Genomic DNA, 20724 nt, shown 5'->3' on the forward strand with positions numbered 1-20724 from the left:
TGCTCGCGACGCGTTCGAAGCCGCGCCGCACCGGTGACCACAACTTTTGAGCCGGGTTTCCCGGGTGAGCGACAGCCTGCAGGCGCATGAGTCCTGCGGGCCGCTGTCCCTGACTCCTTACAGATCCCACTCGTCGACCAGCAGCCCCAGGAGTCGCCGCTGCCGCCTCTGCAGCAATCCCGGCGCCCACTCCTGGTGTTGCAACACCTGGCTGGTCAGGGCGAACGTGGATACGCCGTGCCTGCCGGTGAAGTACTTGGCCTTCTTCTCGGTGAAGTCGTAGTTCTGGGCGTAGGCGTTCTTCGTCCGGTTGAGCAGGACGAGGTTGCCCAGTCGGTGCGTCCACTCACTGCGCTGCTCGTCGGTGAAGTGTCGCAGCCACTGCGACTGCTGCTTAGGATTCTGCGGTAGCACGTGCTCGACGGTGATCAGGGTGTGGTCGTAGGAGACTCCGGGCTTTCCTGCCAGCATTTCGTCCAGGCGCAGCAGGACGTACTTACGGGTCTTGGTGACGAGGTAGATGTCCCCGTCCAGACGCGCGAGAGTCTCGGCCTTCTCCGTGTCCGTCAGGGCGAAGGACGTCGCGTCCAGGCCCTCGCCGGCGTTGAGTTCGCGCAGGAGGTCCGCGTAACGCGTGACGCGGGGAGTGGTGTAGACGCGGCGGATGAACATGCTGGCCGCCAGCCGTTCCAGTGCGCCGAAGAATCTGTCGAGCCAGGCCGGGTCGTCGCCGTGGTTACGCAGCGCCCACAGGGCCGCGGGCCGCCAGTCATTGTTGTCGATCTGCTGGAGGCGTTTGAACCAGGCGTTGACCTGCTCCGCTCCAGAGGCCGCCGCGTAGCCGGCGTCACGGATCTGCACGTAGGCGTCCGCGTACGGCACGACTACGTCATTGACGAACGACTCGGCCTTGCCGGGCAGGTAGCGGCTCAGCACCTGCCCGGGAAACTCTTTGAGCAGTTCCCGCTCTGCCCGTTTCATGGCGAACACCATGCGCAAGTGAAGAAAGAGGTCGGCGAAGTCGTCCCGGCCCAGGGCCTCCTCCGCGTCCTCCCACTTGCGGGCGCACTCCTCCGAGGTCTTCTCGTCCAGAGCACCGATGATGTGCGACTTGAAGATATCCGTGGGTGAGAGGTCCATGCCCCGGGAGTTCATCACGCTGAAGATACGGTGCGCGCTGTCCAGATCGGGGGTGCTGACGACGACCAGGAAGGTGCGCTCACCAAGCATCAGCACGAGGTCCAGCCGCCGCTCCTCCGACCAGTCGGCCAGTAGCGCGTGCAGCGCCTTCGCGTTGCGCAGGACGGCCTTCTGCGCGTCCGTCGGCAGCGTCTCCTCCTTCAGGATCCGCAGCGCCTCGGTGGCTCCTTTTGTCTGGACGTACTTCTGGAAGAAGCCGGCGTCACGGATTCGCAGGGTGAGCCTGGGCTTGGGATCGAGCCGGCGGACCTTGTTGCCGGGCTCCGTGACCAGTCTGTCGAGATCGCTGCGCAGGTCGGTGTCCGCCGTCAGGTCGCGAAGGAGGGCGAGCAGGATGGTCAGGGTGGTGAGGCGCTGCTGGCCGTCGATGACCTCGGCGGGCGCGTTGCCCTTGGCCTTGACGAGCACGATGGAACCGAGGAAGTACGGCTCGTCCGTCCCCCTGTCCAGCGACTCCTCCAAGTCGGTGAGCAGTTGGACGGCCTGCTCGACGTCCCAGGCGTACGGCCGCTGGTAGTCCGGAATCCTGAAGTCGTAGTCACTGCTGAAAACCTTGTGCAGGGACACTTCCTGCGCCTCGAGTTGCTGCATGTTCCAATGATGTACGGGCTGTTGCTGCCACGTCCCAGGGATCCCGTGAGCTGAGCCATGCACGGGGCCCTGGTCTGGGCACAGTAACGTCACGGAGCCGTGGGAGCGGGGGCTGGATAGCGTCGCTGCCGCACGAGTGCGGTTGCGTCGGTCGGTCCCAGATCGGCCTGGGCTCATTGCGTTGGCAGATCAACTCGGGCCACTCCTGCGCCCGGCGGCCCAGGCAGCGTGGCCGCGCAGATGACCGATGACCCCGGCCCCCTGCTTGTGCGGGGCCTTCGGCGCCCCCAAGTGGTCTGCGGTGCTCACCGTTTCAGCGCCCCCACCCGGTCTCAGCCGACTCCCCAGACGGCGTTCCCAGCGCCTGCGAGGGGCTTTCCTGGGAACGTCATGGGAACGGAAGGCCGTGTGAAGACGGGGAACGATCAGACAAGGGCGGAAGACCGCACCCCGCTGACCAGCAGAAACAGGCAAGCCAGAGAAAAGCCAACACAGACAGGGCAGGTCATAAGGCCTCTCCTAAAGCGGGTGTCGCAGGTTCGAATCCTGCCGGGGGCACCAGTTCAGAGGGCCCTTGCCTCCCGAATCCGGGAGGCAAGGGCCCTCTGACATCTACATCTGACACGTCTGACATCGGTGGTGGCGGTCCAGCGTCTGCCCGTAGCACGGTCCACGGACTGCTCAGCCTCGCGCCCGCGTGCGGCGGGGCTCCTGGACGGTGGCCGTGTCGGCATCGCTCTCCCCCTCCTCAAGCGCGGGCACGGCGACCCGTCTCGCTCCACGCCCTCCGCCAAGCCGAGTACAGCTGCCAGGCCGCCGGGCAGTCGGGGCGATCGCCCTGTGGGCGGTCAGGGTCGGGACGGCACCTCGGACATCGCATGCAGTGTTCAGCGAGGTCACTGAACGCCTGGTATGACGGCGTCACTGTGGCGGTCAATGGCCGTCCTCCACATCAGCGTCGGCAGCCTTGTTCAGCTCGTGCCATCCGGCGGCGATCAACCGCGCAACGGTGAGCGGGGCACACAGTGTTGCTGCCGAGGCCAAGGGAACCGACCAATACGAGGCCGCCGCCGCGTCGGGCTCTTCTACGTCCAGTCTCGGCACACCGAGGTATACGCAACGGCCCAGGCAGTCGACTTCCCGCGTCCGCCACTCCTCGGCTGCCTGATGCCACGTCCGGGGCATGCTGGCCGGCACGAGCGCGTAGTAGCGGTGACCGTGCGGGTCGCAGATGACGGGGCCACCGTCGAGGGCCTCGCCGAGGAACTGGTCGACCTCTCTCGAGAGCATCCTTTCACCGGACACGGCAAGCACGAGACGCCCAGGGAGTCGTACGGCTGAGAACAACGCCCCCAATGGCAGCACAGCGAGCCTGTATCGCTCCCACTCCTCGATGGCTCGGGGCCGGGAACGCTCCGGGAGAGTCGACAACAGCCAGTGCTCGACAGCCAGGCGGTGGTCGGCTCGGAGATGGTCGACTTCCCCCGGACGTCCGTCCGCATAGCGCAGCACGCCGGTCCCCAAGTGCGCCCCAACCTGCTGCGGTCGCGCGCGGCCTCACATGCCCTACGTGAGCGGCTTCCAGTCGTGTTGGATAGCGATGAACTCTCGTCGCGCGGGCGGCGGGAACTGGAGAGCATCCGGTACGCGATCCGCCTCGCCGAGGCGTGAGAGGAGCCCGACGGTGTCCGACGACCTGACCCCGGTAGCGAACTTCCTGTACGAGGCGGGCACGCTGAAGCACACCGCGCGCACCGGATGATGGATGGCAGGCGTACGCGCCCCCGAGACCGTTGCGGAACACTCCTGGCGCACCGCGCTCATCGCGTCGATCATCGCGAAGCTCGAAGGCGCCGACCCTGCCCAGGCCGCCTACCTCGCGGTCTGGCACGACTCGCAGGAGACCCGCACCGGCGACGTCAATCACCTCGGCAAGAAGTACGTCGCCGGCGAGGCCGACCCCCGCGACGTCACGGCCGACCAGATCGCGAACTTCCCCGAGGGCCTCGCGCAGGCCGTGCGGGAGTTGGTGGCCGAGTACGAAGCAAAAGAAACCCCAGAAGCCCTCTGCGCCCGGGATGCCGACAAGCTGGAATGCATGATCCAGGGCATCGAGTACAAGGCACAGGGTCATGAGAACGCCCAGCGGTGGATCGACAACAGCCGCAGCCGGATCGTCACCAAGAGCGGCCAAGCGCTCGCTGACACAGTCCTGGAGACCGGCTCCCTGAACTGGCTGCGCACCGCCCTGGGCGAGAAGCCCAGCTAGACCGAACAGGACGAAGGCCGCCGTACGACCGGCGAGAGGCAGAGGCAACGCTCGATCTCACCGTTCAGCACGACCCCAGCCCCTCCCTGCACGCGCCGATCCGACGCACCCAGCCAGGCCGAGGCAATCGACGTCAGGCATCAGGTGAAGCCACTGCGTCAAGACCGAGACAACGCGCAGGGCGGTGTCGGTGACATCGACGCTCACCACCGTGCGAGCGTCGCCCGCAGCGGAGCCGGGAGCTCACAGTCCCGGGGCTTGCCCCGTCCAGGAGCAGTAGCTAGTCCGATTTACTGATCTATGTAAGTTTTTCCGCATGGCTGCACCTTTGCTTCAGTCCGCGCCCGTCAGGCTCGCACTCGGACTCGGGGAAACACCCGAAACTCTTGGACAAAGGAGCAACCACATGAGTCCTGACCACGGGACGGCCTCGCAATTCGAGCCAGCGGCTCAAGGCGGGTCCAGGAACCTCCGAAGGCTCGCCGCGATTGCGGCGGCGGTGACGTTCGCGGTAGGGACCCCTGCGGTGGCGGTCGCCACCAGCATGACCGCTCAGTCGGGCACGACCTACGTCACTGGCCCCCACTGCGACTACGGCAAGCCGAATCACGGCGACTGCCCGACCAAGACCCCCAAACCTACCGTCACGGTCACCACAACAGCGACGGTGACGGCAACCGCGACGGTGACGGCAACCGCGACCGCATGCGGTACGGGCGTGGACTCGACGAAGCCGAACGGCAACGAGCAGTTCCTCGCCGCGCTGAGAAATGGGATTCCCTTCGCCGGCAGGCGTACCACCAACGGGAACAACCCGGACAACCCGAACATCGTTTCAGGTCCGGCCAACACTCCCGGCTGGACCGACCTCAGCACGATCGCCGGCTTCCCGACGAACTCCACGGTCTGCGGCGTCTCGGTCGACGCCCAGGGCAACGACGCGTTCTACAAGATCATCACTCAGGGCGGCACGGTCTACACGCTGCACTGTGCGGCCACCAACGCCCTCGTGTGCCCCGCTCCGGCGCAAGGGCAGCTCCCTGCATCGCAGTGGGTCGCGGTGACACCTCAGCCCTGATCGACGCCTGGCGCCGACGGCGACCGCAGGCCTGAGGACGGCGACCATCGCCACAGGTGAGAGGTGATGGGAACCGCAGGGAGCCACGGGCGCGAGTGGGCGTCGTACAGGACAACAGCCCCCGACCTGGCCGGTCAGGGGCTGTTGTCCGATGCGATCAGAAAGCACCCGTGCCCCGGCGAATACGTGAGGACCCCTGGCCGCCGGCTTGCGGCCCCCGGTCGAGAACCCAGGTCAGGGGCCGTTCTCAGGTCGTGCTCGGTCAGCGGGACGCGGGTGGGATGCTCTGGTCGTACTGGAAGACGTTGCGGGGGTCGTAATCCGCCTTGATCCTGCGCAGTCGGTCGAAGTTGGATCCCCAGTAGGCGGTCTCCCAGTCCTGCATGCCGATGTTCGGCACGTTGACGTAGGCGCCGTCCACGTAGGGGCGCAGTGCCTGGCTGAATTCGGCGATCCAGGCCTGGGCCTTCGGGGTGAGCGGGTCGCAGACGCCCGGCTGGTCACTGCGCTTGCCCCAGCCGGCGCCGGGCTCGGCGTAGAAGAGCGCGTCGCGGTGCGGGAACGCCGTGCCGCCGCGGGGGCTCCTCCTGACCGCACCCCCGAACGCCTGAACGAAGTAGTTGCTGTCGTCCGTGGGCGCGTCCTTCATGAACGAGGCGATCACGTCGATCGCCTTGGCCGAGAACGGCTTCTTGGTGAATTGCGAATGGAACTTCCAGTTCGCGGGTTCGACCGCGATCGGGGTCTGGAAGCCCGCATACACGTCGCCCCAGTTTCCCACCTGCACCGTCACCTTGGGGCTGCCGATCGACAGGACCGGGGCCAGCAGCTTTTTCGCCTCCGCGGGTATTCCTTCCGCGAGGACCGCGAACAGCAGGATCTGGTTCGGGTGAACTTCGAGTTGGGTGCCAAGGCGGTTGTCGACGTACGGCGCCGTGCGCTGGTAAGCCTCGAAGATCCTGCGCAGGTCGCCGACTCCGTCCCACGTGACCTGCATATAGGTGACGCTCTTGAGCGGGGCCAGTTTGTAGGTCAGTGAGGTGACGATTCCGAAGTTGCCGTTGCCCGCTCCGCGCAGCGCCCAGAGCAGGTCCGCGTTGTGGCTCGGATCGGCCTTGATCGCCTTGGCACACTCGCCGCCTTCCGCGACGACGATCTCGGCGCCGATCAGGCTGTCGCAGGCCATGCCGAGCCAGCGGGTGAGGAAGCCGAAGCCGCCGCCGAGCGTCGCGCCGGCCAGGCCCACGCTGCCTTCGGTACCGGTCGTCACCGCGAAGTTCTGCTTCGCCAGTGTGGTCACCGCTTCCAGCTGGTTGAGCCCGGATCCCACCGTCGCGACGCGAGCGGCGCCATCGATGTGGACCGACTTCAGCTCGCTGATGTCGATCACAAGGCCGCTGTCGACGTTCGACCAGCCCTCAAGGCTGTGACGGCCGCTCCGGATCCGCAGCGCGACGTCGCTCTGCCGCGCCCAGGTCAGGGCGTTGACCACGTCCTGGGTGTTCTGAGCGAAGACGATGACCAGCGGATAGTGGGAGAAGAGCCGGTCCCAGCCGAGGCGCGCATCCGTGTACCCGGGGTCGTCGGGGCGGACGATGCGGCCGGTCAGCTTCGCCGGCGGGCACTGTTCCCCGTACCCCTCGCTCACACCGGCCTCGGTCACGGCACTCGTACCGGGGGCTTCGGCCGCCGCAACGGCCGGCACGACGACCGCGCCGGCACTTGCGACCGCCGTCGTCTTGAGCAGTCTGCGACGGGAAAAGTCGTTCACGGTCCGCGTCCTCTCGCTCACCAATAGTTACAAATATGCCCCTTATGGACTATTTGCGCGAACCGGACGTAAGCGAGGGCGCTCCGTTCGAATCCTGCCGGGGGCACACGACGAAGGGCCAGTTCAGGGGCATGACGCCCTCGAACTGGCCCTTCGCCGTGATCACGGCCGTGCCACTCTCGTGCCACAAAGTCCGCTGCGGCTGGGGCGGTCGGCTCCGCGATTTCAGCCAGCCGCTTTGGCGCGAGCCTCGAAGATCACGGCCCCAACGTCGTGCTTCAGCCTGCCAACGCCCCGGCAGGCAAAACGGTCCGACGGGCGAACCGCCGGACCGCCGGACCGCTATGAATGATCAGCCTTTGAAGGTGATGATGTAGACGGGGCTGTTGGTGCTGCCCTCGTTGTGCACCACCGGGCAGGACGACTTCTGCTCGCTGTGCTCGGTCTTGACCTGAATTCCGCAGAAGGGCGAATCGTCCCAGTTCAGCGTGTTGATGTTGCTGAGCACGGGGATGTTGTCTCCCCCGCTACCGGTGTTGGCGCTGGCCCCGCCGATGCCGGCGAAGAGGATTCCGCAGGTGGCTACGGCCACCGCTGCGATCTTCTGGACGTTCCTCACGTGTTCTCCTCCGCTGCTCTGCCCCAGATCGGGCAGACACCTGGAGAACGATGCACAAATAGGATCAGAGCGTAACGTCATTCATGTTTTGATCACTCCTGCGGCCGTACACATCAAGGCGGGCGCCTGTCTGCTCGTGATCGATTCTCCGGGCTGCACGTGGATGCCTACAGGTTGACGATGAGTCAGAGCTGGTGCGCGGATATCTCACGTTCCACTCATGCGGTTGCGGCGGTCCCGGCTCGCCCAGGTCCATGACAACGTGGCTAGTGTGATCAGGTGACGGAAATCAGGATCCTCGGTGACCGCAAGGAATGGCTGAAGGACTTCGAGCAGCAGCTGCACGCTCGTTACACGGCGGCCGGACTCAGCGCCGTCGCGGCGGAGCGCAAGCTCGACAACGTACGCACCGATATCGGTGACTGGACCGTCGCCGAGATCACGGACGCCGGGACCCGGGTGGGATACGTCGCCGTGGTCGTGGCCGAGGACAACGGCGTGCTCGCGGGCCGTATCGGCGACCTCCGGGTGGACGCGCTGCACGCCGGCCAGGGGCACGAGCAGACCGCCCGGGACTGGGCTGAGGAATGGTGTGCAGAGCGCGGCGCGCGTCGGCTGGGCGTACTGCTGACCGAGCCCGCGGGCGAGTTGTTCAACGGTTACGGCGTCCGTGGCCAGCTCAGGATGCGGCGCGTCGGTTCTCCGCCGGAACCGCTCGACGGCGTCACCGCACGACCGATGACACAGGCCGAATATCCCGAGTGGCTCGCCTCCGAGAAGGCCGGCTACGTCAGCGGCATCGTCCGGGCGGGAGCTCTGAGCCCCGAGGAGGCCGTCCGCAAGTCCGATCGCGACTTCGCGAAGCTGATTCCCGAGGGCCTGGCGACGCCCGACAACACGTTCCTGGTGCTCGAAACGGCTCGCGAGCGGATCGGCACCGGCTGGCTGAAGCACGGGTACCTCCCGGGGGTCACCTACGGCTACTCGCTGCACATCCAGGAACAGCACCGCGGCAAGGGGTACGGCCGGGCCGCGATGACGGTCGGCGAACAGGCGGCACTCGCCGCCGGTGACTCGGCGCTGATGTTCACCGTGTGGGGCGGCAATGAGGTGGCGATGAGCCTTTACACGAGCGCCGGCTACCAAGTCATGGAAGAACACCGTTCCATTGACCTCCCCGGCTCCGCGGCCTGACGCGACTCACCACGACTGGGTGCTTCGGTGGCATCGTCACGCGCCGACCGCTGAGGTTCGTGCCACGACCGTGCCAGGATCGGTTACCCGCGTCGATGAGCCGCACTTGGCCGGCTTGCGGCCACCAGTACGACCGTGATGCTGATCAGCAGGGACCAGGCGCCGAACTTCTCCACGCCGACGGGCTGCCAGCCGTGGAGCTGGTAGGGGTAGCGCCAAGCGCCCACGTAGGTGGCGAGGTTCTCCGCCACCCACAGGAAGAAGCCGATCAGGACGAACGACAACGCCAGCGGCATCTGCCGGCGTGTCCCGCGCACCGTGAACCGTGCGGAGGTGCCCGCGGTGACGGCCACCAGCAGTGCGGCCAACGGCCAGCGCACATCGGGCAGCCAGTGGTGACTGAAGAAGTTGAGGTAGATGGCCGCGGCCACCGCCGCTGTCGCCCTGGGCCGGTAGCGGGTCAGTTCAAGATCGAAGAGATGCCAGGCCCGGCAGATGTAACTGCCTACGGCCGCGTAGAGGAACCCTCCGTACAGCGGTACGCCGGCGAACTTCAGCACGGCCGGCTCCGGGTAGCTCCACGAGCCGAGGGACACCTTCACCAGCTCGAAAGCCAGGCCGATGACATGGCAGACGGTGATGACAGCGATATCCCGCCCGCTCTCCCAGCCGCGCAGCCAGAACAGCAGGGTGAGCAGCACGCCGTAGACGACGAGCAGGTCGTATCGGGCGACCGGGAGGCCGGGCAGCAGGGTGGACACCGCCACACCGGACAGCAGCGCGATGGCGAAAGCGCAGGCTCTGGTCTGTGTCCAGGCGAAATGGAACAGCTGGCGAACCGATGAGGGCAGGGGGCCGGTGACGTATGCGCTGAAGCTGAACATGTTGCACTGGAGGACGAGCGTGCATGGAGGGAAGGTTCCAGTGAGCCCACGGCAGCGCCGGGCAATGCAGCCCGTCCAGCGCACTTGCATGCCACTGAGCAGCGCATCTACGGGAAGTGGCGCGTCGGTACGTCCTACTCCTCCGTGCGCAACAGGTGGACAGGAACTCGTCGACGCCGTCGAGGGCCACCTCGTCCGGCAGCTGCTGCGTCGATGCGGCCGACCAGGCCAGCAGGGCCTCGCGCTCCCGGGGCGCGGCCGGGGCGTCCTCCAGCGTGGACGACCGTTCGTCGATCAGCAGCAGCAGGTCGGGGAACTCCAGAGTCTTTTCCGGGGCCGTTCCACATTCATTTCCACCGCGGCCGTCCATCGCCTTGCTCCTACGACAGGGCAGCGATTTTCATGGCCGGCGCGGCGGCAGTGACCGGATCTCTGAGTTCCGGCCGTTCTGCTGGGACACCCTGGATGCCTCCTGCCCGTTGGGTCCCGGCCGGAGTGGGTCTATCGTCGGAATCATGGGGCCAGGACGAGGAGGACGGCCGGTGATGCCGCAGGACGAGGCCGTGATCGGCTGCACGGGGAAGGTGCTCATCGGAACGCGCGGTTCCACGGGCCCCGGCGAAGTCCTGGTGCGGGTCAGAGGCGGCTCCGAGACGTTCCTCGCCTGGTCGGAGGAGCCCCTGCCCGTGGGCGCGACGGTGCTCGTGATCGAATCACGGGGATGCCGCGAGGTCGGCGTCATCGAGTGGGTGGATCCATTGGACGCGCTCGGCGACAGCGCCGAGGCCGGCTGAGGAGTAACAGGAATGTTCGGATACCGCGTACCCGCTCCCGACGAGGCGATGTTGATCTCGGGGGGCAGGCGGGGACTGGGGGGCGCGCCGTTCCGAGTGGTCACGGGGCACGGCAAGTTCGTGCTGCCGGTCTTCCGGAAGGTCCGGTTCCTCACGCTGTCCATGTGTGAGTCCGAGGTCACCGAGACCTGTGTGACCAGGCAGGGCATCGCGCTGCACGTCCGCGCGGTCATCGCCTTCAAGGTCGGCAACGACCACGAGAGCATCATCAACGCGGGCCAGCGGTTCCTCTCCGACCAGGAGCAGATGTCGGTGCTCACCGGCCGGATCTTCGCCGGGCACCTGCGGGCCATCATCGGCTCGATGACGGTCGAGGAGATCGTCACCGAGCGGCAGAAGCTCGCCGCGGAGGTGCTGGACACGTCGAAGACGGAGATGGCGAAGATCGGACTGATCGTCGACTCGCTCCAGATCCAGTCGATCGACGACGGCGACACCGGCTACATCGACGCGATGTCCGCGCCGCACAAGGCGGCCATCCAGCGGCAGGCGCAGATCGCCCAGGCGCAGGCCACGCAGGTCGCGGTCGAGGCGGAGCAGGCGGCGGCCCGCAAGCAGGCCGAGTACGGCCGGCAGACCGCCATCGTCAAGGCCGAGTACTCGGCCGAGGTGGACCGCGCCCAGGCGCAGGCCGCGCAGGCCGGTCCGCTGGCGCAGGCGCACGCCCAGCAGGAGGTGCTCGCCGCCCAGACGGAGCTGGCCCAGCGCCAGGCCAAGCTGCGCCAGCAGCAGCTGGTGGCCGAGGTCGTGAAGCCCGCCGAGGCCGAGGCCGAGCGGGTCAGGATCCTCGCGGCCGCCGAGGCGCAGCGGATGAAGATACAGGCGGAGGCGGCTGCCTCGTACGACCGGGTCGCGCTCGACCGGATGCTGATCGACCAGCTCCCGCAGATCGTCAAGGAGGCCGCCGGCGGCCTCGCGGGCGCCAACGTCAACGTCCTCAACGGCGCGGACGGTCTCGGCGAGATCGCCGCCGGTCTCGTCTCCCAGGGTCTGACGATCCTCGACTCGGTCCGGCAGAACCTGGGCGGCCAGGACTCCGACGGCAACCGGTCCGACGGCAATCGATCAGACGGCAACCGGTCCGGCGGCGACCGCCGCGGAGAGAGCGGTAGCAGCGGTCTGCTCCAGCTGCCCACCGGCAAGGGGCGGAAGTCGGACGACGGTCCGGTGGACGTCGACTAGTCGACCAGGAGCGGCGACAGTTCTCCGGCCGCGCCCGCCTGCCGGCCTGCTGCCCGCCCGTCCGTACTGCGTGCTCGCCCGCCCGTACTGCGTGCTCGCCCGCCGGCCGATCAACGGCCGTCGGCGCCGAGTCGGCTGTGTGATGATGCACGGACGATGACCGGCCCTGGGGAGGGACCGGGTGTATGGGAGGGGACTGAGCCACCGTGGGCAAGGGCGGGTCGTCCATACCGGACGAGGAGTGGGAGCGCTTTCTGAGGGAGGCCGAGGCCGGGACTCAGGGGGCGCCCGAGGAGCCGTCGGCGCGGGCTCGGATGGTGGCGCGGCGGTTGCAGGAGGAGAACGGCCGTCCGGAGGGGTGGCGGACTCACCAGCCGGCCCGGCGGCGCCGGGGCAAGGGCTGGTACGCGGTCGGGCTGATCGTCGCGGTCGGCCTGCTGGTCGTGGCACTGGCTCCTGGGCGGGTGGCCGGCTGGTTCGGAGGCGGGAGCGGCGACGGTGACAGTGCGCCGCTCGCCGTCGAGTCGAAACGTCCGGATCAGGCGCCGCCGACCGAGGCCGCGGCCCAACTGCCCACGCTGAAGGAGCCGTTCAGGGGTTCACCCGCGGTGCGGTGGGGTGACGGGACGGCGGGGATCGGTATGCCGGCGGCCCGGGCGACCGGCTGGATGAGCAAGGAGCAGGTGACGCAGGCGCTCGATCGGACCCGGGACTTCCTCGCCGAGTCCAGTCTGGATCCTGGGGTGCTGCGCGGGGAACGGCCGCGGAAGGCCATCGCGTTGCTCAATCCGCATCAGCGGGACACCCAGGACTACCTCGCGACCGCGTTCCGCGCGCCCAGCAAGGAGGACGATCCCTTGCTGCTGTTCAGCCGGTTCCAGAAGGCGAAGGTGAAGCTGGTCGGGAACGTGGTCAAGACGCGCGGGCGGGTCACGTACCGGGAGGGCAAGCGTGGTGCGCTCGAGGTGACCACCGATGTCACGTACGTCTATCCGGTCGTGCGCGCCGCGGCGGGCAGCGACGAGGTCGTGCGGACCATCGTGCGCCGCGAGGTCGTGATGAGCTGGGACGACCCGGCGAAGGTGGTCATCGAGCCGGGGACGTTCTCCCTGCTCTCCTACAAGGTGGACACCACCAACGGCGGTTGCGACACCTTCACCGGCTACCTCACCCCCTCCTTCGGCGCCGACCGCGCGACCAAGAGTCCCGGAGACGGTCCCGAGGTCGACCCGTACGACCGCAGCAAGTCGCTGGACGCGCGTATGCGGGAGGGCGGCGACGCGGGGTGCGGTACCGCCTCACGGTCTTGAGCGAGGGGTGCCCCCTGGGCCTCCCTGGCCCCCCTGGCCCCATCTAAGTCATAGGCGGAACGACCCAGAGCCTGACCGTCCTGTCGTTGCTGCCGGAGGCGAGAACGCGGTTGTCGCCCGAGAACGCCACGACGGTGACGGGCTTCAGGTGGCCGGCCAAGGGCGCACCCAACTGCTTGCCCTGACGGACATCCCACAGGAGGACTTTCCTGTCGTTCGCGCAGCTGGCGAGGATGCGCCCGTCGGGAGAGAACGCCACGGAATTCACGCGCCTGCTGTGGCCGAGGAGGGGGTCACAGATCTGTTGACCGTCTTCCACGTTCCACAGCCGCACCGCCCTGTCGTTCCCGCAGGCGGCCAGGGTGCGACCGTCCGGGGAGAGGGCGAAATCCTCGAAGCAGACCTCTTGCCCTTTGAAGAACAGGGATGTCAGCAGATTGCCGCAGTGGACCGCGTCGCGTAACGGCGTTCCGGCAGCCTCTCCGCTCACGACGTCGAAGAACAGGATGTTGGTACGGGCCCGGTTCGTCGTGGCGACGAACCGCCCGTACGGCAGGTAGGCGAGCAGCGCCTTCCCCGGCGAGGTGGTACCACTGTCGGCCTCCGGCCCCAGGACCCGGTACCGCTTACCGGTGCTGATGCTGAGCAGGTGAACACGCCAGTCGCCGGCCACTCTTGCCGCGAGCGTCTCTCCGTCCGGCGAGAAGGCCAGGGCCTGCACGTTCGATGCGGTCTCGAGACGTGCGATCGGCTGCCCCGTGTCGAGGCACCACAGCTCCACGACGCCATGGCTGTCGGCGGCGCCGATGGCGAGGATGTCGCCTGTCGGTGACAGGGCCATGGCTCTTCCGAAAGCGGTGATGGGCCCGCCGGTCGGCTTCAGATCGACGGCGTTCCAGAACCGTACGTTCCCGTCCCCGTCGCAACTGGCGACGCTGCTGTCATCGCCCAGGAACCCGAGGGTCGCAATGGACGCGCCATGGCGGCGAGACGTGACGAGCGGGGCATCGCATCCCTTGTTCCAGACGTCTGTGAGGATTCCGCCCGCCAGCGCGCCGCTCTTGTCCGGCACGGCTTCCGCACTCGACTCCGACGTATTCGACTCCGCTTCCTTCTTCAAGGAGGGCAGATATATGTGCTGAATCAGCTTGCCGATCTGAGCGGCGGCCACGAGGGAGGCACCGTCGTGGTGCGCCGCGGTGACGCCACCGTCCGCCGGAGATCGCGGGCTTGGATCGGCCGGCCCGCTCAGCCCTGGGGCGGGTCCGGCAAACGAGGGTGGGCGAGGTGGACTCCTCCATGCACGACGGCGGCGGCGATGCCGTTGTCCGCCCTGATGTTCACGTCCCGGTGAGCGGCGACGCCACCTGGTGCGGACACGGTCCCGGCAGCGGCCGCCACGTACTCGCCCAGCAGGGCCCGCAGTTCGGTCGCGACCCGATGCCGTTCGGCCTCGCCCAGATCCTCCAGCAGGTCCGCGAAGCGGCCGCGCCAGGCCGCCTCCTCCTGGATGCGCAACGCCTCGGCTTCTTGGCCGCGAGCGGCCACCAGGGCGCCCGCGGTTCTGTCCAGCCGCTCCTCCACGGTCCGCTCGCGTCCGGAGTCCCCGCGGCCGATCAGCCGCACGAGTCCCTGTCTGAGACCCGACCACGCATCCGTCCCCGCTGCCTGCACCACGGCGGCACCACCTGCCGTGGCCAGCGCCGTGAACGCCTCAGCCAGCATCGCTCACCGTCCCCCTCCGCTGCCATGCGATGTCCGGACGATACGCCCGCACTCCGGGCGTGAGTGCCGTTTTCCACCAAGTCCCGCCACGGGAGGGGAGTGTGGGCCTACCTTGCCTCTCGCGGCCGGCTCGGTCAGTTAACTGTAAAGAACCTTGACAGTCTATTGGTCTAGTCCAAAGATGGGCGCGCCCCGCTTGCCCTTCCATCCTGGGAGCGTCAATGAGACGAGCTGGTTCTCTTCGCGCACTGCTGTCCTGTGCGGCCGTCACCGCCCTGTCCGCCGGACTCGTCGCCCTCGGGGGCGGTGGTGCGGTCGCCGCGCAGGGCGCGTCCTCGCGTCCCGCCGCGCCCAAGCCCATGCCCGCGCATGTCGCGGCGCCGTACGTCGAGACGTGGACCGGGGAGAGCCCGGCCGCGCTCGCCGCCGCGTCGGGGAACAAGTACCTCACGATGGCGTTCCTCCAGACGGACACCGCGGGCTCGTGCACGGCGTACTGGAACGGCGCCTCCGCGCAGCCGATCTCCCGGGCGAGCTTCGGCAGCGACATCGCCGCGATCCAGGCGCGCGGCGGCAACGTCATCCCGTCCTTCGGCGGCTACAGCGCCGACACGACCGGCACCGAACTGGCCGACAGCTGCACCAGCGTGGACGCCATCGCCAAGGTGTACGAGAGCCTCGTCACGACGTACGGCGTCACCCGGATCGACCTCGACGTCGAGGCCGACTCCATCAACAACACCGCCGGCATCGACCGCCGCAACAAGGCCATCGCCGAGGTCCAGCGCTGGGCCCGGCACACCGGCCACCGCGTGCAGTTCTCCTACACCCTGCCGACGACGAACACCGGGCTCGCGCCGAACGGTGTGGCGCTGCTGCGGAACGCCGTCGACAACGGCGCGCGCGTGGACGTCGTCAACATCATGACGTTCGACTACTGGGACGGCGCCACCCACGACATGGCCGCCGACACCGAGACGGCCGCCGCCGGGCTGCACGGCCAACTGGCCGCGCTCCACCCGAAGAAGAGCTCCGCGAAGCTGTGGAGCATGATCGGCGTCACCGAGATGCCCGGCATCGACGACTACGGCCCCGAGGAGACCTTCACCACGCGGGACGCCGTCACGGTGAAGAAGTGGGCGGTCGCCAAGGGCATCAACACCCTCTCCTTCTGGGCACTCCAGCGCGACAACGGCGGCTGCGTGGGCACCGCCGGCGCCAACTCCTGCTCGGGCATCGCCCAGGACACCTGGTACTTCAGCCACACCTTCGAACCGTTCACGCGTGGCGCCGGCCGGTGACCGCGCCGACCGGTGACGGCCGGTGACGGCCGGTGACGGTCAGGGGATCCTCGCAGGAGCGTCACACAGGCTGCACACAGTCTTTCGAATGACTCGTTAGCGTGCTGGACATCCGATCCCACGTGTGAGCGTGACCCGCTCGCGGCTCGCTGGGAAGACAGCACGTCAACTCAGGAAGACCGCAGACAGATGGACTACTGCTCCTCGTGCCGTCGGCATCTGAACGGCGCCCTGATGTGTCCTGGATGCGGTGCCTACGCTCCGGACCTCGCCGCCGACATCGCCGTCCTCACCGCCGACACCCGCCCCACCCCGGCTCCGGCTCCGGCTCCCGCCGCGATGACGGGAACCGCGCCGTGGGAGGCCGTGGACGAGGCACCGCGGACCGACCCGTCGGCCGGCCTTCAGGACGTGCCGCCCGCGCCGCAAGGGCGGGCGGCACGGCGTCGGCAGCTGGCCCGCTGGAAGAAGAACCAGCGCCGGGCCGTGGTCGCGACCGCCGTCGCACTCGTCGGAGGCGGCCTGACCGTCTCCGCGATGGACCGGCACTCCACCGACCGGGCGCAGGCCGCCACGGCGCCGGACACACCGAGCATGCCGACCACGCCCGCCGCGGACGAACCGACGTCGCGGGACACCCGCTCGGATGCGACCCGGCCCGACGCCCATCGGTCCTCGCCCACCCGTTCCGTCCCGTCCCCCGCGACCGGGCTGCCGCAGGGGCGGTCGACCCAGGTCCCGCTCCGTACCACCCTGCCGGGCGCCGATTCCCTGCCTCGTACGACTCCTACGACTCACCCGGCTCCGGCGGCTCGTACGGCGGCGACCCCCGCCCCGCAGCAGCACGCCGGCTCTCCGTCCTCCTCGGGCGGAACGGCGGCCGATCGCACCGGCACCTCCTCCCAGCAGACCTCCGCGCCCGCCTCCGGCGGCGGCACGGACCCGGGAACGCCTCAGGCGACCCCGTCCCCCGCAACGCCCTCGTCCCCGGAACTCTGCCTGCTCGTGGTGTGCCTCGGCTGACGTCGCGACGTTGCGCTGATCCTGCTCGGATCCTGTCACCGCCGCGTCACAGGTCGCCGGCCGGTAGAACCCCCGTGCCCGGCCGGTCTGTCTGCAAGGGCAGGTGCCGGCAGGACCGGTACCCCGTGCGATCCGAATTCGGGGGACGACATGCAGTACACCAGGGGCATCCGCAGCACCGTGCTGGCGATGGTCGCGGCCTCGGCCGCCGTGATGGTGGCCGGGTGCCAGTCCGGCGGGGGCGGCGGGGGCGGCGCGAAGGCGGACGGGTCGCCGTCCGGCGCGGCCGGTACGTCAAGCACGTCGAGCGCATCGGCCGCTCCTTCCGGTGCTCACTCCGGTGCTGCCTCCGGTGCTCCTTCCGGGTCGGCGAGCTCCGCCGTCCCGGTCGTTCCGGCGGCGAGCGTCTCTTCCGGATCGGGGGCCGGGTCAGGGGCGGGGTCCGGATCCGGTTCGTCGGGCGGAGCCGTGAAGAGCTGTACGGCGAGCAGCGTCGAGGCGGCCGCGTACCAGGCCGCCGATCGTCCGGACGGCACGGGGACCGGAGCGGCGATCGTCGAGTTCAGCAACGTCTCGAGTCACCCGTGCGTCCTCAAGGGGTATCCGTCGGTCGCGGGGGCCGGTAACGGCTCCCCCGAGCACAATTCCCCGCTGTCCGTGACAGCCACGGGACCGGCGGCGCCGGTGCGGGTGTCCCCGGGCGGCAAGGCCTGGGTGAAGCTCACCTTCGTACAGGTCCAGGGCGAGGCCGACGGCTATTGCGAGTCCGGCGCGGACCCCGTGGTGTACCCCACGCTGGTGGTCGGCCTGCCGGGTGCGGGGTCACATCAAGTCGCCCTGACTGACGGACAGTTCGCCGAGTGCGACAACAAGGTGACGGTCACCGCCGTGTCGGCGGCCAAGCCGTCCTGACCGATGTTTCCGGGGCGGGCGGTGCACCCGGCTACCGCCCCCTCCGGCGGCGCTTCCGGTTCGGCCGGTGGGGTCGCTGGAGGGTGTCCAGTGCGCCGACGGCCGCGCGCGTGTGGTCCGGGTCCTTCGGGTCGGTGCCGCCCGCGCACCACCACGCCGGGCCGTCGGAGTCCCGCCCGTCCTGCCCGCCCTGCCCGCCCTGCCCCACGTGCATCCCCAGGTTGTGGACGGGGCAGACCGGCCAGGCCTGCCAGAGGAACTCCATGACGGTGTCCTGGGCGGCTTCGGCCACGGCGGAGACGGCGGCATCGAGGCTGGTCGCCGAGCCGGGCCACAGGGGTTGGCCGTGGTAGGAGGCGCCGTCCGCGAGGGAGACGTACACCTGCTCCGGTTCCCCCTCCGCCCAGGGGGCGTGGGCCAGCAGGCACAGGGGCCGCCAGTCCGGGAGGGTGGCCGCCAGATCGCGGTTCACCAGGGCCAACGCCTGGTCCCAGAGCGGGCGTTCACCGGGGAGCAGCGGGCGCGGCGGCGGGGTGTCGAAGGGCACGTAGCAAGTGTGCGGCTTCTTTACGCATTCCTGACGCCTTCCGGCGCATCCAACGGCCCCTCGGCCGGTGTCCTCATCCGTGTCTCATCCTTGTCTCGAACGGTCGAGTCAGCCGAGGGAATGGAGTGCCATGGAAGGCACCGTCGTCGCAGTCGTGGCCGTGGTCGCGCTGGCCCTGTTGGTACTGCGCAGTGGGATGCGGGTGGTCAACCAGGTCGAACGCGGGGTCGTGTTCCGCCTCGGCAAGGCGCTGCCGGCGTACCGGCACCCGGGGATCACCTTCCTGATCCCGTTCGCCGACCGCATGCGGAAGGTGAACGTGCAGGTGGTGACCATGCCGGTGCCCACGCAGGAGGGCATCACCAAGGACAACGTGTCGGTGAAGGTCGACGCCGTCGTCTACTTCCGGGTGACGGACCCGCTGCGGGCCGCCATCGAGGTGCAGGACTACACCTTCGCCGTCGGGCAGGTCGCCCAGTCCTCCTTGCGGTCCATCATCGGCAAGAGCGACCTGGACGACCTGCTCTCCGACCGGGAGCGGCTGCACGAGGGCCTCGCGCTGATGATCGACAGCCCTGCCGCCGGGTGGGGCATCCACATCGACCGCGTCGAGATCAAGGACGTACAGCTGCCGGAGTCGCTGAAGCGGTCCATGTCCCGGCAGGCCGAGGCCGAGCGGGAACGGCGGGCGCGGGTCATCACCGCGGACGGTGAGTTCCAGGCCGCGCAGCAGCTGGCCAACGCCTCCCGGATCATGTCCGACACCCCGGAGGCCATGCAGCTGCGCCTGCTCCAGACCGTCGTGGAGGTCGCCGCCGAGAAGAACTCGACGCTGGTGATGCCCTTCCCGGTGGAGCTGCTGCGCTACTTCGACAAGGCGGCCAAGCAGTTCGCGGCCCCTGCGGACCCGGCGGCTGCGACGAGCCCGGTGACTCCGGTGACTCCGGTGACTCCGGCGGTCCCTGCGGCGGCCGAGGAAGCTCCCGCGATCCCGCCCGCTTCGCCGATCCCGCCCGCTACGCCGGCTGAAGCCGCTCCGGCGCCGCTCGCCGAGCAGCCGTAGCCAGCGCCAGCGTCACCCCGGTCGAGGCGACTGCCATGACCGTCATCGCCGTGGCGGGCGAGGTGAGTTGTGCCACCGAGCCCGCCAGCGAGGCGCCCACGCCCTGCATCGTCAGCATGCCCGCCGAGTGCAGCCCCAGGGCGTGCCCGCTGAGTTCGTCCGGGGTGAGGGCCATCAGGCGCTCCTGTTGCACCAGGCTCGCCCCGAAGCCGACGGAGGCGACGGCGGCCAGGGCCGCGGCGAGCGGCAGGGGCGGGTGGCCGAAGAAGACGAGGTACGGCGCCGCCAGCAGCAACAGCAGCGGTACGGCCAGCCGCGCCCGCACCCCGGGCGGCACCAGCCGGCCCACGGTCACGTCCCCCACCAGCATCCCCAGCGCGGCGCAGGCAAAGAGCGGGCCGGCGGCGTCGGGGTCGTAGGAGACGAAGAGGGACTCGCAGCCCACCACCAGGCCGTTGGGGATCCACAGGTTCAGATAGACCAGCCGGCGCGGACGGGCCGACCACAGCAGGGCGTTGGTGCGCCAAGTCGCGGCGACGGAGGGACGGCCGGCAGTCCGGGGCGGGCGCCGGGTCAGGCCGAGGCGGGCCACGAGGGCCGCCGTCAGATAGAGGGCCGCCGACGTCAGCAGCGTCACGCGCGGGGACAGCGCGGCCACGAGGACGCCGCCGGTCGCGTATCCGGTGATCTGGGCGATGCCGCTCATCATGTTGAACACCGAACGGCCCAGCAGGTAGCCGTCCTTGGCGAGGATCTCGTTCAGCAGGCCCCAGCGCACCCCGCCGCCGAGCGAGGCGACCAGCCCCTGGGCCAGCAGGACGGCGAAGACCGCCGTCACGGGCAGGCCGGGCAGCGCCAGGAGCGCGGTGCAGGCGGCGAAGGCCAGCGGGAGGCCCGTCATCGCCGCCCGCGGCGGCAGCCGGTCCGCGCCCGACAGCAGCAGGGTCGCGCCCAGCACCTGCGCCAGGGAGGGGCCGAACATGCTGACGGCGGACAGCAGCGGCGAACCCGTCGTCCGCAGCACCAGCGTGCCGAGCGCCAGACCGCCCACCGTCTGGGCGGCCGTGTGCGCGGCGGAGGACAGGAAGAGCGGGGTGAACTCGGGCGTGCGGAACAGGTGTCGGTAGCCGCGCGGGGTCAGGGGAGGCATGCGGGGAGTCTCCGGAGCTGCGCCGCCGGGCGTTATTGTTTCGCGCCCACG

At 69.0% G+C, this 20724-nt stretch carries 18 protein-coding genes and 2 pseudogenes; 11 read left to right on the plus strand and 9 right to left on the minus strand.

The genetic code is table 11. The annotated features are described in order from the left end of the window. Positions 1–117 precede the first annotated feature (117 nt). Complete coding sequence (locus ABZ915_RS21515; RefSeq protein ID WP_361805260.1) at positions 118–1791, minus strand: DUF262 domain-containing protein; 1674 nt, start codon at positions 1789–1791, stop codon at positions 118–120. Between the two features lie 933 nt (positions 1792–2724). After that, positions 2725–3081, minus strand: a complete 357-nt coding sequence (locus ABZ915_RS21520) for a hypothetical protein (RefSeq protein WP_361805263.1) — start codon at positions 3079–3081, stop codon at positions 2725–2727. 231 nt (positions 3082–3312) lie between these two features. Here ABZ915_RS21520 and ABZ915_RS21525 point away from each other — a divergent pair. From ABZ915_RS21525 to ABZ915_RS21535, 3 genes and pseudogenes are all read left to right on the plus strand, one after another. Then, positions 3313–3462 (plus strand): annotated as a pseudogene (locus ABZ915_RS21525) (transcriptional regulator); the annotation flags it as partial. Positions 3463–3475: 13 nt separating this feature from the next. Next, positions 3476–4060, plus strand: a pseudogene (locus ABZ915_RS21530) (HD domain-containing protein). A gap of 406 nt (positions 4061–4466) precedes the next feature. Further along, the gene (locus tag ABZ915_RS21535) at positions 4467–5138 is read left to right on the plus strand and encodes a hypothetical protein (RefSeq protein ID WP_361805266.1); all 672 of its coding nucleotides are present in this window, start codon (positions 4467–4469) and stop codon (positions 5136–5138) included. 262 nt (positions 5139–5400) lie between these two features. Here the strand turns inward: ABZ915_RS21535 and ABZ915_RS21540 are convergent, their stop codons facing one another. Further along, on the minus strand, positions 5401–6909 hold the full coding sequence (locus tag ABZ915_RS21540; RefSeq protein ID WP_361805269.1) for an FAD-binding oxidoreductase: 1509 nt from the start codon (positions 6907–6909) through the stop codon (positions 5401–5403). Positions 6910–7261: 352 nt separating this feature from the next. After that, positions 7262–7528, minus strand: a complete 267-nt coding sequence (locus ABZ915_RS21545) for a hypothetical protein (RefSeq protein ID WP_361805272.1) — start codon at positions 7526–7528, stop codon at positions 7262–7264. Between the two features lie 279 nt (positions 7529–7807). Here ABZ915_RS21545 and ABZ915_RS21550 point away from each other — a divergent pair, with 279 nt between their 5' ends. Further along, complete coding sequence (locus ABZ915_RS21550) at positions 7808–8722, plus strand: GNAT family N-acetyltransferase (RefSeq protein ID WP_361805275.1); 915 nt, start codon at positions 7808–7810, stop codon at positions 8720–8722. 83 nt (positions 8723–8805) lie between these two features. On the opposite strand, the gene ABZ915_RS21555 is transcribed toward ABZ915_RS21550, so the two are convergent. Then, positions 8806–9606, minus strand: a complete 801-nt coding sequence (locus ABZ915_RS21555; RefSeq protein WP_361805278.1) for a DUF817 domain-containing protein — start codon at positions 9604–9606, stop codon at positions 8806–8808. A gap of 545 nt (positions 9607–10151) precedes the next feature. Here ABZ915_RS21555 and ABZ915_RS21560 point away from each other — a divergent pair. The 3 genes from ABZ915_RS21560 (at position 10152) to ABZ915_RS21570 (ending at position 12952) form a co-directional block, all read left to right on the plus strand. Next, on the plus strand, positions 10152–10400 hold the full coding sequence (locus ABZ915_RS21560) for a hypothetical protein (RefSeq protein WP_263209826.1): 249 nt from the start codon (positions 10152–10154) through the stop codon (positions 10398–10400). Positions 10401–10412: 12 nt separating this feature from the next. Next, positions 10413–11642, plus strand: a complete 1230-nt coding sequence (locus ABZ915_RS21565) for an SPFH domain-containing protein (RefSeq protein WP_361805281.1) — start codon at positions 10413–10415, stop codon at positions 11640–11642. 206 nt (positions 11643–11848) lie between these two features. Then, positions 11849–12952 (plus strand): hypothetical protein, encoded by a 1104-nt coding sequence (locus tag ABZ915_RS21570; RefSeq protein WP_361805283.1) that lies wholly within the window; start codon positions 11849–11851, stop codon positions 12950–12952. A 43-nt stretch (positions 12953–12995) separates the two neighbouring features. On the opposite strand, the gene ABZ915_RS21575 is transcribed toward ABZ915_RS21570, so the two are convergent. Further along, positions 12996–14123, minus strand: a complete 1128-nt coding sequence (locus tag ABZ915_RS21575; RefSeq protein ID WP_361805286.1) for a WD40 repeat domain-containing protein — start codon at positions 14121–14123, stop codon at positions 12996–12998. 77 nt (positions 14124–14200) lie between these two features. Continuing rightward, complete coding sequence (locus ABZ915_RS21580) at positions 14201–14677, minus strand: hypothetical protein (protein ID WP_361805289.1); 477 nt, start codon at positions 14675–14677, stop codon at positions 14201–14203. A 221-nt stretch (positions 14678–14898) separates the two neighbouring features. Here ABZ915_RS21580 and ABZ915_RS21585 point away from each other — a divergent pair, with 221 nt between their 5' ends. From ABZ915_RS21585 to ABZ915_RS21595, 3 genes are all read left to right on the plus strand, one after another. Further along, positions 14899–15978, plus strand: coding sequence for a chitinase (locus ABZ915_RS21585; protein ID WP_361805292.1), 1080 nt, complete (start codon positions 14899–14901; stop codon positions 15976–15978). A gap of 189 nt (positions 15979–16167) precedes the next feature. Further along, positions 16168–17001: a hypothetical protein gene (locus ABZ915_RS21590; protein WP_361805295.1), complete on the plus strand. Its 834-nt coding sequence runs from the start codon at positions 16168–16170 to the stop codon at positions 16999–17001. Positions 17002–17469: 468 nt separating this feature from the next. Then, positions 17470–17913: a DUF4232 domain-containing protein gene (locus ABZ915_RS21595; protein ID WP_361805298.1), complete on the plus strand. Its 444-nt coding sequence runs from the start codon at positions 17470–17472 to the stop codon at positions 17911–17913. A gap of 31 nt (positions 17914–17944) precedes the next feature. Here the strand turns inward: ABZ915_RS21595 and ABZ915_RS21600 are convergent, their stop codons facing one another. After that, positions 17945–18460, minus strand: coding sequence for a hypothetical protein (locus ABZ915_RS21600; RefSeq protein ID WP_361805301.1), 516 nt, complete (start codon positions 18458–18460; stop codon positions 17945–17947). Positions 18461–18590: 130 nt separating this feature from the next. Here ABZ915_RS21600 and ABZ915_RS21605 point away from each other — a divergent pair, with 130 nt between their 5' ends. Then, positions 18591–19523, plus strand: a complete 933-nt coding sequence (locus ABZ915_RS21605; RefSeq protein ID WP_361805304.1) for a slipin family protein — start codon at positions 18591–18593, stop codon at positions 19521–19523. On the opposite strand, the gene ABZ915_RS21610 is transcribed toward ABZ915_RS21605, so the two are convergent. Next, positions 19477–20673: an MFS transporter gene (locus tag ABZ915_RS21610; protein WP_361805307.1), complete on the minus strand. Its 1197-nt coding sequence runs from the start codon at positions 20671–20673 to the stop codon at positions 19477–19479. The two genes, ABZ915_RS21605 and ABZ915_RS21610, sit on opposite strands and share 47 nt — an antisense overlap. Between the last annotated feature and the right edge of the window lie 51 nt (positions 20674–20724).

Source organism: Streptomyces sp. NPDC046915 (genome assembly GCF_040644935.1).
GTDB lineage: Bacteria > Actinomycetota > Actinomycetes > Streptomycetales > Streptomycetaceae > Streptomyces.